15 protein-coding genes are annotated in these 13,464 nt (G+C 31.2%); 2 read left to right on the top strand and 13 right to left on the bottom strand.

What is annotated here, in order from left to right:
• Nucleotides 1–13 precede the first annotated feature (13 nt).
• The 12 genes from lpdA to MHI13_RS12320 form a co-directional block, all read right to left on the bottom strand.
• Nucleotides 14–1,435 carry a dihydrolipoyl dehydrogenase gene (lpdA, locus tag MHI13_RS12375; RefSeq protein ID WP_002433621.1) on the bottom strand — a complete coding sequence of 474 codons (1,422 nt, stop codon included), beginning with the start codon at nt 1,433–1,435 and terminating at the stop codon, nt 14–16.
• A gap of 276 nt (nt 1,436–1,711) precedes the next feature.
• Nucleotides 1,712–3,388: a DNA repair protein RecN gene (recN, locus tag MHI13_RS12370; RefSeq protein WP_064210110.1), complete on the bottom strand. Its 1,677-nt coding sequence runs from the start codon at nt 3,386–3,388 to the stop codon at nt 1,712–1,714.
• Between the two features lie 15 nt (nt 3,389–3,403).
• Nucleotides 3,404–3,856, bottom strand: coding sequence for a transcriptional regulator AhrC/ArgR (gene ahrC / locus MHI13_RS12365; protein ID WP_002433875.1), 453 nt, complete (start codon nt 3,854–3,856; stop codon nt 3,404–3,406).
• Between the two features lie 354 nt (nt 3,857–4,210).
• The gene (locus MHI13_RS12360) at nt 4,211–5,092 is read right to left on the bottom strand and encodes a polyprenyl synthetase family protein (protein WP_002470032.1); all 882 of its coding nucleotides are present in this window, start codon (nt 5,090–5,092) and stop codon (nt 4,211–4,213) included.
• Nucleotides 5,070–5,300, bottom strand: a complete 231-nt coding sequence (locus tag MHI13_RS12355) for an exodeoxyribonuclease VII small subunit (RefSeq protein WP_002433880.1) — start codon at nt 5,298–5,300, stop codon at nt 5,070–5,072. The genes MHI13_RS12360 and MHI13_RS12355 overlap by 23 nt, the downstream gene beginning before the upstream one ends.
• Entirely contained in the window at nt 5,293–6,630 is a 1,338-nt protein-coding gene (xseA, locus tag MHI13_RS12350; RefSeq protein WP_064210111.1) for an exodeoxyribonuclease VII large subunit, read from the bottom strand. Before xseA ends, MHI13_RS12355 begins: the two co-directional genes overlap by 8 nt.
• A gap of 14 nt (nt 6,631–6,644) precedes the next feature.
• Nucleotides 6,645–7,034, bottom strand: coding sequence for a transcription antitermination factor NusB (gene nusB / locus MHI13_RS12345; protein ID WP_002433628.1), 390 nt, complete (start codon nt 7,032–7,034; stop codon nt 6,645–6,647).
• A gap of 237 nt (nt 7,035–7,271) precedes the next feature.
• On the bottom strand, nt 7,272–7,634 hold the full coding sequence (locus MHI13_RS12340; RefSeq protein WP_064210112.1) for an Asp23/Gls24 family envelope stress response protein: 363 nt from the start codon (nt 7,632–7,634) through the stop codon (nt 7,272–7,274).
• Nucleotides 7,635–7,645: 11 nt separating this feature from the next.
• Complete coding sequence (gene accC, locus MHI13_RS12335; RefSeq protein ID WP_064210113.1) at nt 7,646–9,001, bottom strand: acetyl-CoA carboxylase biotin carboxylase subunit; 1,356 nt, start codon at nt 8,999–9,001, stop codon at nt 7,646–7,648.
• Nucleotides 9,001–9,474, bottom strand: a complete 474-nt coding sequence (accB, locus tag MHI13_RS12330; RefSeq protein WP_002433598.1) for an acetyl-CoA carboxylase biotin carboxyl carrier protein — start codon at nt 9,472–9,474, stop codon at nt 9,001–9,003. The genes accC and accB overlap by 1 nt, the downstream gene beginning before the upstream one ends.
• 467 nt (nt 9,475–9,941) lie before the next feature.
• Nucleotides 9,942–10,499 carry an elongation factor P gene (gene efp, locus MHI13_RS12325; RefSeq protein WP_002433618.1) on the bottom strand — a complete coding sequence of 186 codons (558 nt, stop codon included), beginning with the start codon at nt 10,497–10,499 and terminating at the stop codon, nt 9,942–9,944.
• Between the two features lie 26 nt (nt 10,500–10,525).
• A complete protein-coding gene (locus MHI13_RS12320; RefSeq protein WP_340761141.1) occupies nt 10,526–11,587 on the bottom strand; it encodes a M24 family metallopeptidase in 1,062 nt (353 codons plus the stop codon).
• A 103-nt stretch (nt 11,588–11,690) separates the two neighbouring features.
• Here MHI13_RS12320 and MHI13_RS12315 point away from each other — a divergent pair, with 103 nt between their 5' ends.
• Together MHI13_RS12315 and MHI13_RS12310 are read left to right on the top strand one after the other, a co-directional pair.
• On the top strand, nt 11,691–12,272 hold the full coding sequence (locus tag MHI13_RS12315; RefSeq protein WP_002433921.1) for a hypothetical protein: 582 nt from the start codon (nt 11,691–11,693) through the stop codon (nt 12,270–12,272).
• Nucleotides 12,273–12,285: 13 nt separating this feature from the next.
• Nucleotides 12,286–12,504 carry an SA1362 family protein gene (locus tag MHI13_RS12310; RefSeq protein WP_002433847.1) on the top strand — a complete coding sequence of 73 codons (219 nt, stop codon included), beginning with the start codon at nt 12,286–12,288 and terminating at the stop codon, nt 12,502–12,504.
• A 55-nt stretch (nt 12,505–12,559) separates the two neighbouring features.
• Here the strand turns inward: MHI13_RS12310 and MHI13_RS12305 are convergent, their stop codons facing one another.
• Entirely contained in the window at nt 12,560–13,390 is an 831-nt protein-coding gene (locus tag MHI13_RS12305) for a lipoate--protein ligase family protein (RefSeq protein WP_002433604.1), read from the bottom strand.
• Between the last annotated feature and the right edge of the window lie 74 nt (nt 13,391–13,464).

Here is a 13,464-nt window from a genome sequence, read left to right as displayed (position 1 = left end):
ATTTTACCTCCTACTATACGTGAATCGCTCTACCTTCAACTTTTAATCCTAATTCCATCAAAACTTCAGATAAAGATGGATGAGCATGTGTAGTTAATCCAAGTTCTAAAGATGAGCCATTCATAAATTGCAATAATGAAACTTCATTAATCAGTTCAGTCACATGAGGTCCAATCATGTTAAGACCAATGATTTCATCATTTTCTTTATTAATAATCACTTCGCAAAAACCATTTTGCTCACCAATATCATCAATCATCGCTTTCCCAATTGCTTTAAATGATACTTTATAAGCACGCGCTTTAATGTTTTGAGCTTTGGCTTCTTCAATATTTTTACCAATTGAAGCGATTTCTGGATATGTGTAAACACATTTTGGTACCAGGTCATAATTAACGGGTATAGGACGCCCATCAAACATGTGTTCAACTGCAACTAAACCTTCTTTTGAACCTACATGAGCAAGCTGAAGTTTACCTATGCAATCTCCTGCAGCATAAATATGCTTATCTTCAGTTTGTTGATATTCATTAGTGATAATATGTCCTGCTTTATTTGTTTTGATTTTTGTATTATTAAGACCAATATCTTGTGTATTTGGTGTTCTACCAACAGATATTAAAACTTTATCTACTTTAATTGCATTATTTTCAAAATAAATTGTAACACTATCATCATCTTTTTTAATACTATTTTCATCTAATTGGATATTCTCGTAGAAAGTTACACCTCTATGGGATAATTCTTTTTTTAATGATGAAGCGATTTGAGTACTTTCAGTTGGTAAAATACGTTCATTTGCTTCGATAACAGTAACTGAAGTTCCTAGGTCATTCATTAGTGAAGCAAATTCTAATCCGATGACACCACCACCTATAATCGCCAAATGTTCTGGTAAAGACTCAATTGAAAGGATATCGTCACTTGATAAAATACGTTCATGATCAAATTCAATAAATGGTAATGATTTCGGTGTAGAGCCAGTAGCAATTAATACAAATTGATTTGGTATTAAATCAGACTCACCATCTTCGTATTCCACTGAAATCGTACCACTTTGAGGTGAAAATATAGATGTTCCTAATATTCTACCAGTTCCATTATATATATCTATGTGATGGTGTTGCATTAACTGGTTTACACCTGTATGCATTTGATTCACAATATCATTTTTACGTTTTAAAATATTTTCAAAATTAACATTAAAATTACTTACATCAATACCAAAAGTACTAGCATTTTTAATAGTATGATGTATTTCAGCAGATTTTAATAAAGATTTAGTAGGTATACACCCTTTATGTAAACATGTGCCACCTAATAAAGATTTTTCAACTATTGCTACTTTCTTACCTAATTGCGAAGCTCTGATAGCAGCTACATAACCAGCAGTTCCTCCACCAAGGACGACTAAATCATATTGTTTTTCTGACATGGTCTTACTCCTTAAATATTTAGAAGACTAAATATGTCTGACATATATAATCAAGACATCTTAGTCCTCTAATAAAATTACTTATTTTAATATTGAATTACATATTGAACTAAAGGTGATGTAATTCAAGATGTTCTTATAAATTAATACTTTCCTATTTTACATCAATTCGGATAGTTATTAAATTTAAAAATTAATGACAAATTTTTAAGAATCGATTCATTATACTCTTTTATAGAAAAATTTTAAATGTGCTACTACTAAAATGGATAAAGATTAATCCCTGTGATTTTGAGCAATCATTTCTTTAGCGTTTTCTCTTGTTAAATCAGTAACACTAGCTCCGGAAATCATTCGCGCTACCTCGTTAATTCTATCGTCATCTAATAACTCTTTAACTTGAGTAGTTGTCCTGTCATCATGTGAGGCTTTACTTATTAGAAGATGATAATCACTCATTGAAGCAACTTGAGGTAAATGAGAAATACATATGACTTGTATGAATTGAGCTATGTCTCTCATTTTTTCAGCCATTTTCTGTGCTGCCTGTCCAGAAACACCTGAATCCACTTCATCAAATAGAATTGCTGTTTGGCCACGTGATTTAACAAATATGCTTTTTAATGCAAGCATTATTCGAGATAATTCCCCTCCTGAAGCAATTTTATTCAAGCTTTTTAAAGGCTCTCCTTTATTAGGGCTAATTAAAAATTCTACAAATTCGATTCCTTCGTAGTTAGGTTCATCAAGAGGTTTGAAAGATATTTCTAAATTTGCATCTTTCATTTGTAAATTTTGAATTTCAGAAACAATATGGTCACGTAATTCCCTAGCGACGCGTCGCCGTTCTTTTGATAATGCTTTACCTATATCAATTACTTCTTGATAAAGTTGGTTAATTTCTTCTCTTAATTGTGATGAACTTTGTTCATAGTTTTCAATTTTATTAATCTCATTCTCTAACTTACTTTGATAAGCAATGAGTTCAGGAACATCTTTTCCATATTTTCGTTTTAGGTTATTTAATAGATTCATCCTTGATTCAAGTTCATTTAATACTTGTTCATCAAATTCGGTGTTTGCCATTTCATCATATATATCATGTTTTGCGTCTTCAAGAACATAGTAGAATTGGTCAATATCTTCTTTCAATTTTTCGTATTTTTCAGGAACAATATCATTGATAGATTGAAGATGATTACTTAATTCGTATAATCGATCCGGAATAGCATTCTCATCTGTTAGTACTTGATGCGCATTATTCAATGCTAGGCTCAATTTTTCAGAATTCTGAATACGTTTAATATCAACTTCTAGTTGTTCTACTTCATCTTCTTTTAAAGAAGCTTCTGTAAGTTCTTCGAATTGAAATTTCATCAAATCAAGACGCTGTAGCAATGCTTGATCGGCTGATTCCAAATCTTCTAATTCTTTTCTTTTATCTTTATATTGATTGAAAATATTTTTATATTGTTGTAGCAAATCAGAATATTGATTTTCTGCATAATCATCGAGTAATTGAAGATGATATTTTTGCTTGAGTAATGATTGAGTTTCATGTTGTCCATGAATATCTAATAATTCTTGCATCACTTTTCTTAAATCTTGAAGTGTGACGATTTGATTATTAATACGACAAATGCTCTTACCAGAACTAAAGATTTCTCTCTTAACTAATAAAAAGTCTTCATCAATATCAATGGATAAATCTTCTAGAATAGATATTGCATCTTTGCTTTCATCTATATCGAATATACCTTCAATGATAGCTTTTTTCTCGCCATGACGCACATAATCAGAAGAAGCGCGCATTCCTATTAGCTGTCCAATTGCATCAATGATGATAGATTTACCTGAGCCTGTTTCGCCACTTAGAACTGTTAATCCATCTGAAAATTGTATTTCAAGTTTATCAATGATAGCAAACTGTTTTATTGATAAGGTTTGTAACATAAATTCATCGCATCCTTATAATAAATTAAAAATTCTAGTTTTTATCTCTTCACTTGCTTCTTCATTTCTACAAATAAGTAGACATGTATCATCGCCACAAATGGTACCAAGTACTTCATCCCAATCAATTTGATCAAGTATCGCTCCAATTGATTGTGCGTTACCTGGAAGTGTTTTAAGTACAAGTAAGTTTCCAGTTCCCTCTATATTTACAAAAGAATCCATTAAATATCGTCCTAATTTTTCTAAAGGATGATATTTTCTATCATTCGGTAAACTATAAACATATTGACCTGAAGGTGCGGGAACTTTAATTAATTGTAATTCTTTTATATCTCTTGAAACTGTTGCTTGTGTCACGTTTAAATCATATTCATTTAATCGTTTTACCAATTCATCTTGTGTCTCTATTTGTTCGTTCGAAATAATTTCTCTAATTTTTATATGTCTAACTGATTTTTTTGGCACAATAAACACCTCTAGTTACGAATATTTATACAATGATTTTAACACAAGCGACTCGTAACTACTACTAAACACTATTTAACTTTAACATTATTATTTTTTATCTTTGGCATGATAAAGGCATTTATTATAAAAATCCAAACTTTAACATGATAAATTAATTAATTGAATAAAAATTAGCGAATGAATATTTTTTGTATATGGAAAACAAAATATATATCAAATAATAAGGATTTGTATCTAAGGTTTCAAAATGAAAATGTAATAGCTAAAACAAATCTAAAATTTAGCCTATAAATGAACTAGAACTCATCCATTTATAGGCTATAAATTAAAATCTAAATATCTTTATTAAATTTAATGATCTCTATTGTAAAATAAATCAACAATTTTTATTAATTCTGAAGTTTGATATTGTGAAGATATATTATTCAGACATTCCAAAGCTTGATTCTTATGATATTCCAGTTTGTCTTCAGCACCCTCTTTACCTAATAAGGAAACATAAGTACTTTTATTATTCGATTCATCACTACCTACCGCTTTACCTATTTTTTTCTCATCGCCATAAACATCTAATAAATCGTCTTTAATCTGAAACATAAGTCCTAAATGTTTGCTGAATTCATTTAGATTGTGAGACGTCTTCTGATCTACTTGTGCAATATCTACAGCAGCCATTACTGCAAAAGTAAGAAGAGCACCTGTCTTTGCTTTATGAATAGACTCTAAAGTTTTTAAATCAACTGTTTGATTTTCGCTTTGCATATCTAATGTTTGTCCGCCAACCATACCGATATGTCCGCTTGCTTTAGATAATCGTTGTAAGACTTTTACTTTAACATTATCTTCAATTAAATCGTCATTTGAGACTAATTCAAATGCCTTTGTTAAAAGTGCATCTCCAGCTAATATTGCTTTCCATTCACCATAGACTTTGTGATTAGTTAGTTTACCGCGACGGTAATCGTCATCATCCATTGCAGGTAAATCGTCATGAATGAGTGAGTATGTATGAATCATTTCTAAAGCTAAAGCACTTTGAAATCCTTTATGATAATCTTCATTTAGCATATTTAATGTAAGTAATAATAATACAGGTCGAATTCTTTTTCCGCCGGCCTGAAGTGAGTACATCATGCTCTCTTCTAAATCGGTATTTAGATGAGATTCGGGAATTGCCTGCTTAAGATTAGTATTAACTTCTTCGATTAAATTACTCATTGTTAGCTTCTTCATTTTCTTGTTCCTCAGCTTCTTCTTGCATTAATTTGTTCACTTTTTTCTCTGCATCTTTTAAAGTTGTATCACAAGCAGTTGATAATTTCATTCCTCTTTGATATAAGTCTAGTGATTCCTCTAATGAAACAGTTTCATTATCTAATTTTTGAACGATATTTTCTAGTTCTTGCATCATTTCTTCAAAGCTTTGCTTTTCTTTACTCATCATTACACCTTACTTTCTTTACAGTAGCATCAACGTTGCCATCTTTCATGGTTAAAGTGATTGTATCATTCTCAGAAATATCATGTGTACTTGTAACTACTTTATCATCCTTATTTACAATCGCATAGCCACGTAACATTGTATTAGTAGGACTCAAATTATTTAGATTTTCAATTTTATTTTTTAAATCTGTTTTTAATTTTGATAATTCATTTGTTATTGCTTGAGTCATACGTTCACGATATTGGGACACATGCATTTTATCTTGAGAAATGTTGTTATTGAGTGTTTTTAAATTGAAATGTTGTTTCAATAGCTTGAGGTTTTGAGTATGCTTTTCAAGATATGTCGACATCAATTGCTTAAGTTGTTTTTCAAGGTCATCACGCTTTTGAATTTGTTGATCATACAATAGTGAAGGTTGCTTAAATTTATAATAAGAATTTAGATGATTTAATTGTTTCTTCTGTTGTTCGACATATTGTTTAATAAACCTAGTTAATGAAAATTGATATTGTTTAATTTGTTGCATTAATTCATATTGGTCGGGTGTTGCGATTACAGCAGCTTGTGTAGGAGTAGCTGCTCTAACATCAGCTACAAAATCACTTAAGGTAAAGTCAGTTTCGTGTCCTACAGCTGAAATAATTGGTGTATTACAACTATATATTGCTTTAACTACTTCTTCCTCATTAAAGTTCCATAAATCTTCAATAGAACCACCACCACGCCCAACTATGATGGTGTCTACATCAAGTGTGTCAGCATGTTCAATTTTCTCTATAATATCTTGTTTTGCTTGCGTACCTTGTACCAATGTACTGATGTGTATTTGTTCAACTAAAGGATATCGACTGTTAATTGTTGAATGAATATCTCTAATTGCAGCACCAGTACTAGCTGTTAGGACCGCAATTCTTTTGGGAAATTTGGGTATAGGTTTCTTAACGCTGCTATCGAAATAACCTTCTTTTGTAAGTTTCTTCTTAAGTTCTTCTAACTTTTGATATAAATTTCCAATTCCGTCAAGTTGCATCTTATTTACATAAATTTGATAGTTGCCCCTTCTTTCATAAACGGAGACACGAGCTTCGAGTAGAACTTCATCACCTTCTTTAGGTTCAAAGCCTAATTTAGAAGCATTACCTTTAAACATCATAGCGCTAATCACACTCTCTTTATCTTTAACGTTAAAGTATAAGTGTCCGCTTGAATGTTTCTTAAAGTTTGATAATTCTCCCTTTATTAAAACAGATTGCAAATGAGGATCTTGATCAAATTTATATTTAATGTATTTAGTTAAAGTAGTAACACTTAAATATTCAGTCATACATATCACTCATTTTAATTATTTATATTACTTAAAACACCATTAATAAATTTATAATGACCATCATCACTAAATTGTTTAGTAAGTTCAACAGCTTCATTGATGATAACTTTTTCAGGAGTGTCACTGTGTAACATTTCAAATGTAGCCATTCTTAAGATAATACGGTCAGATTTTAGTAAACGTTCAATTGACCAATCTTTTAAATATGGTTTAAACTTCTCATCTAATACAGCTTCATGATCTTTTACTCCTGTAACTAACCAGTTAATAAAATCAAAGTCTAAATCTGGATAATCATCTTTTATAAAGTTGATTGCTTCAGTGATACTTAAATCAGATTCTTTCATTTCTAATTGAAATAAAGTTTGAAAAGCTTGAATTCTTGATTCTTTACGACTCATATTTTACTCCTTCAAACGTATTTATATAATTAATGAGGCTGAAACATAAAACATTGTCTCAGCCATAATTAGCATATTGGTGAAAATGACTGAATTAAAATTTTTTAAGTTTTTTTCAATTCAAATCAGTCTAACCAGTAGGAATATCATAGAGTGTACTACATTTATAAGTGACGCTTTATTTTGAATTAGAATTTTAATAAATGCTACTTCTATAATACCTCTACTTTGTATTATTTATTTTTCTACTATAATTTGTGTAATATGAATGTTAATTTGTTTTGGTTCAATTGCTGTCATAGTTGTTATTGAATTAAAAATTGCAGATTGAATATTATTGGCTGTTTTAGAAATATTTACTCCGTGCTTTAAAGCACAATAAATATCAATGTATATACCATCATCTTTAGCCTCAATTTTTACATCTCTATAGAGGTTTTTTCGACTAATTTTCTCTAAATTCGTCTTGCTTAATTCAGCAAAATGGCCTGTGATTCCATCGATTTCTGACGTGGCAATACTAGCAATAACAGATAAAACTTCTGGCGCAATTTCAATTTTACCTAAATTCGATTGAGAATAATCTGCTACATAGACCATCCGATAACCTCCTATTGATCATCATCCATAATATTGTATTTTTCTAAGAATTTTGTATTAAATTCACCACTTCTAAAGATTTCATTATTTAGTAGTCTAAGGTGGAACGGAATAGTAGTATCTATTCCTAATACAAGATACTCACTTAGTGAACGAATACCAGTCATAATGGCTTCATCCCTAGTAGGTTCATGTACAATAAGTTTAGCTACCATAGAATCATAATATGGAGGGATTGTATAGTTAGTATAACATGCTGATTCTATTCTCACTCCAAAACCACCTGGTGCTAAATATTGAGTAATCTTACCTGGTGAAGGCATAAAGTCTTTATATGGATTCTCAGCATTTATACGGAATTCTATAGCATGGCCATTAATTGAAATATCCTCTTGTTTGAATGGTAAAGCTTCACCCATAGCTACTTTAAGTTGTAATTTAACTAAATCCACACCAGTGACCATTTCTGTAACAGGATGTTCTACTTGAATACGAGTGTTCATTTCCATGAAATAGAAATTATCATCATCAAGATCGTAAATGAATTCTATCGTACCAGCGTTCTCATAGTTAACTGCTTTAGCTGCTCTAACAGCCGCATTTCCCATTTCTTGACGTTTTTCTTCACTTAAAATGGGAGAAGGCGCTTCCTCAACTAATTTTTGCATTCTACGTTGAATCGTACAATCACGCTCACCTAAATGTATGACATTACCATAACTATCTCCGACAATTTGAATCTCAATATGTCTAAAGTTCTCAATAAACTTCTCTAGGTATAAACCACCGTTACCAAAGGCAGTTTCTGCTTCTTGTTGAGTCATACGAATACCTGTTTCAAGCTCTTTCTCGTCACGTGCAACACGAATACCTTTACCGCCACCACCTGCAGTAGCTTTAATTATTACAGGATAACCAATTTTTTTAGCTACTTTCTTAGCATCATCGATACTTTGGATAAGCCCTTCACTACCAGGTACGACAGGTACATTAGCTTTAATCATTTCTGCTTTAGCTACGTCTTTAATCCCCATTTTTTGAATAGATTCATAACCTGGACCAATGAATTTAAGTTGACATGCTTCACATAATTCTGCAAAGTCGCCATTTTCAGCTAAAAATCCATAACCAGGATGTACTCCGTCACAACCAGTAGAAGTCGCAATAGATAATATATTAGGTATGTTCAAATAAGAGTCCTTAGATAAAGTTGGACCGACGCAATATGCTTCATCAGCAATTTGAGTATGTAATGCATCTTTGTCCCCTTCAGAATATATAGCTACTGTTTGGATACCTAAATCGTGAGCAGCTCTGATTATTCGAACAGCTATCTCCCCACGGTTTGCGATTAATATCTTATTCATTATTTCACCTTAAATAACGGCTGGCCATACTCTACCATTTGTCCGTCTTCTACTAAGATTTCCACGATCTCACCTGATGTTTCAGCTTGAATCTCATTAAATAATTTCATTGCTTCAAGAATACATACAGTTGTGTCGTTTGAAACTTTATCCCCTACTTGAACATAAGCATCTTCCTCTGGCGAAGGTGATTTATAGAATGTACCAACCATTGGCGCATTAATCGTTTCGTAATTATCACTAGCAGATTCTTGAGTTTCTTCCCCTGATTGAGTAGTTGATTGAGGTTGTGGCGCTGCTTGTGGTTGAGAAATCTGTTGTGCAGGTTGTTGAGCTACTTGAGGTGTAATGATTTCAGTTTCTTTCTCTTTTTTAAGATTAACAACGCTACCTTTGTTATCCTCAATGTTAATTTCAGTTAAATTAGATTGATCAAGAATTTCAATTAATTCTTTTATTTCTTTAAAGTTCATTTCGTACTGACTCCTTAGGTTTGTTTTCATCTACCCGTCTATTTTACTTGAGTCATCCACTCAATTCAAGCATGTTCATATGATGAAACATAGATAACAGGCTTAGTGACTAATAATTTATAAAACAAAAATTGCAACAAACGGGTTTAGTAATGATTATTAATTAAATCAAGAAATATACTCAAATATAGATGCCATTATATTTCCCAGTAAGTTTGTAGCGATAATGATGCGAAGACGTTTGATTGCTTATCAAAATGATTCTGAGGTTGGGTAAATAGTGGTTCAGATTAATAATTCTAAGTTAAATTAAACTACTACATGAATTAAAATGTTCAGTGATGGATAAATTTTGATTTAATGTTACTTTTATTGAAGTAAAAGTCCAAAAAATATAACCCCCCTTAAGAATGCACACCAATTTCAATGTACACTTTAAGGGGGGATAGTTAATAAGTATAATTTGTCTAGCCTCTAGAAATGTAACTTCCGTCGCCAGTATTAATTACTAAAATATCTCCTTCATTAACGAATAAAGGCACGTTTAAAGTATATCCAGTTTCTACAGTAGCAGATTTTGTTGCGCCTGTTGCTGTATCACCTTTAATACCTGGTTCAGTTTCAGTTACTTCTAATTCAACTGTTTTAGGTAATTCAACTCCAATAATTTCTCCTTCATATGATTGAACTTGAACTTCCATATTTGCTTTTAAATAGTTTAATTCATCTTTTAAATAATCACCAGGTAATTCGATTTGATCGAAAGTTTCATTATCCATGAAAATATGATTATCTCCATCAGCATATAAATATTGCATGCGACGGTTTTCAATCATCGCCTGTTCAACTTTCTCTCCTGCTCGGAATGTTTTTTCTTGGATAGCACCTGTTCTTAAGTTTCTTAATTTAGAACGAACAAATGCAGAACCTTTTCCTGGTTTTACGTGTTGGAAATCAATAACTTTCCAAATTCCATTATCTACAGAAATTGTTAAGCCTGTTTTAAAATCATTTACTGAAATCATTCAGTCTCCTCCTCAATTATACGCGCTTACTCTAAAATAATAAGGTCTTTTGTGCATTTAGTAAAGACATCACAGCCATTTTCTGTGATTAATATATCGTCTTCTATTCTAACGCCACCAAGTCCATCGACATATATACCTGGTTCAATTGTTACACAATTATTAACTTTCAATTCACCTTCGCTATTCTTAGATAGCAATGGTCCTTCATGAATATCTAAACCTATACCATGTCCAAGAGAATGACCAAATTCCTTTCCATAACCATGAGACTCGATATAATCTCTTGATAAAGCGTCAGCTTGTTGAACAGTCATACCAGGTTTTATTTCTTCGATTGCCTTAATTTGAGATTGTAGCACGATTTCATATATTTCTTTCATCTTTGGATCAGGTTCACCTATAGCGAAAGTACGCGTTATATCGGAAAAATAACCACGATAGTACGCTCCAAAATCTAAAGTAATCATATCACCTTTTTCGATGCGTTTGTCACTAGCTACCCCGTGAGGTAATGCGCCTCTATAACCTGATGCTACAATTGTATCAAAAGATGGACCATCGGCACCTAATTCTAACATTTTACTTTCTAGGCGCGCTTTGATTTCTCTTTCACTCATACCCACTTTTGCTATTGATAAAATATATTCATATGTTTTATCTACAATTTCTGCTGCTTTTTTTATAAGTTGAATTTCTTCTTTATTTTTCACTTCTCTTATCTTATCAATAGCATCCCTAATACTAATCAAAGTAATTATACCTTTATTGAGTTCAACATATGTATCATAACTAATTAAATGTCCTTCAAAACCAACATTAGTTAACTTTTTACTTTCTAATATTTGTTTTATTTCTGAAATTAACCCACTTTGACGATTAATAATTTCAAATTCAGTTGCTTGATTAGTCGCTTGTTCAATATATCTAAAATCAGTTACAAGATAATTTTTATCAGGGGTTATTATCAAAGCGCCACTTGTTCCCGTAAATCCTGAAAGATATCTTCGATTAAAATCAGATAGAACAATAAGTGCATCCAAACGTTTATGTTCCAAGATTTCATGAACTTGTTTTAATTTATTCATTTGCATCACTCCTATGATAACGTTTGTACATTTTTATTTTATACATTAAAATGATAGCATAATTAATAACGATTATAATAGTTTTTGGTTTAGGGAGAATACAATGAAAAAATTTATATTAGTGCTAGGAGCATCTTGTTTGTTAGCAGGTTGTGGAAGTCAAAACTTGGCTCCATTAGAGGATAAGACTACTAAATTACGAGATGATAATCACCAACTTAAGTTAGATATACAGCAACTTAATCAAGATATAAGTAACCAAAAATCAAAAATTGCTGGATTAAAACAAGATAAAGAAAATAGTAAAAAGACATCCTCTAACAAATTGAAAATCAAAAATTTAAAAGCATCGTCCAATTATTATGATAAAGTAGCTGAGGCTATAGGAGATTATAAGAATATAGAGGCAGATGTTACAAAGAACAAAGGTAAAAAAGATATTCAAGATAAGTTAGATAAAATTACGAATAAAATTAATGAAGCCTTTTCAACTTATAAAAGTTCGGTTGACAATGATTCTGATTCTGAAGAAGATAAACAGAAAAGAAAAGAGATTAGCAAATTTGATAAAGATTTATCAGGTGCGATGGATAAAATAAGAAACGGCTATCAATCAAAAGACGCTAAACAAATTAAAAAAGGTCAACAAAAACTTACTACCGTAAGTTCAAATATTAGTAGTTAATAGGAGTTTTTAGATGCGTTATATCATCTTTTATATTATATTGGCTATTGCTGCTTTTGGATTAATAATGAATTTAGATGAATTTCTTTTTTCAATAATTAAGACTTTAATAAGTTTTGCAGTAGTAGCTTTAATCATTTATCTCATTTATTATTTCTTTTTCTTAACTGAAGATCAAAGGAAGTATAAGAGAGCTGCTCGAAAGTACAAACGAAAAAATAGAAAGCATTAAACAAAAATAGCATTGAAGTATGCGAATTAAACTTGACTTCAATGCTATTTTTATATTATTTACGAAACATCCAATCGTCAGAACGATATTTTTCTTCAAGTTCTTTTACCTCAGCAAGCTGTTGTTCTGATAATTCTAAAGGTTTGAACTCAATATTTAATCCAGTCTTGAACCCTTCTTCAAAGGCTTTTTCCATTTCACTTAAAGTAATATGAGTGTCAGAAATGTCATTAATTGCCACTGCTTTTTCAACGAAAGCTTCCTTCATTTTAGCTTTAAGTCTATCATTTTTGAAAATAAACATATCAAATAGTTCATCAATATCAATATCTTGTAAAATTGAACCATGTTGTAAAATGACGCCTTTTTGTCTTGTTTGAGCACTTCCTGCTATTTTTCTACCTTCAACGACTAATTCATACCAACTCGGAGCATCAAAACATACTGAACTTCTAGGTTGTTTTAACTTTTCTCGCTCTTCCTTTGAACGAGGAACGGCAAAGTATGTCTCAAACCCTAAATTTTTAAACCCTTCTAATAAACCTTGAGAAATCACTCTATAGGCTTCTGTAATTGTTGAAGGCATATTTGGATGGGACTCAGGAACTATCACGCTATAAGTTAATTCTTTATCATGTAAGACGCCTCTCCCCCCTGTTTGACGTCGAACTAAACCGAATCCTTTTTCATTAACCTTTTCAATATCTATTTCTTTTTGTAATCTTTGAAAATATCCAATGGAAAGTGTCGCAGGATTCCAAGTATAAAATCTTATAACAGGATCAATCTCTCCTCTAGAAACAAAATTAAGTAATGCTTCATCCATAGCCATATTATAGTATGGATCTTGACTTCCTGTATTAATAAAGTTCCAAGTTTCAGTCATAAAAAAACCCCTAACAAAATGTTTAAAGACTTAACTATTAAGTATATTTGTATATATCTAGTTTATATGATTTA

The sequence above is a fragment of the Staphylococcus sp. FSL K6-0223 genome (assembly GCF_038008285.1).
Note: the sequence above shows the minus strand (reverse complement) of the source record. Positions and strands in the feature narration are given on the sequence as shown.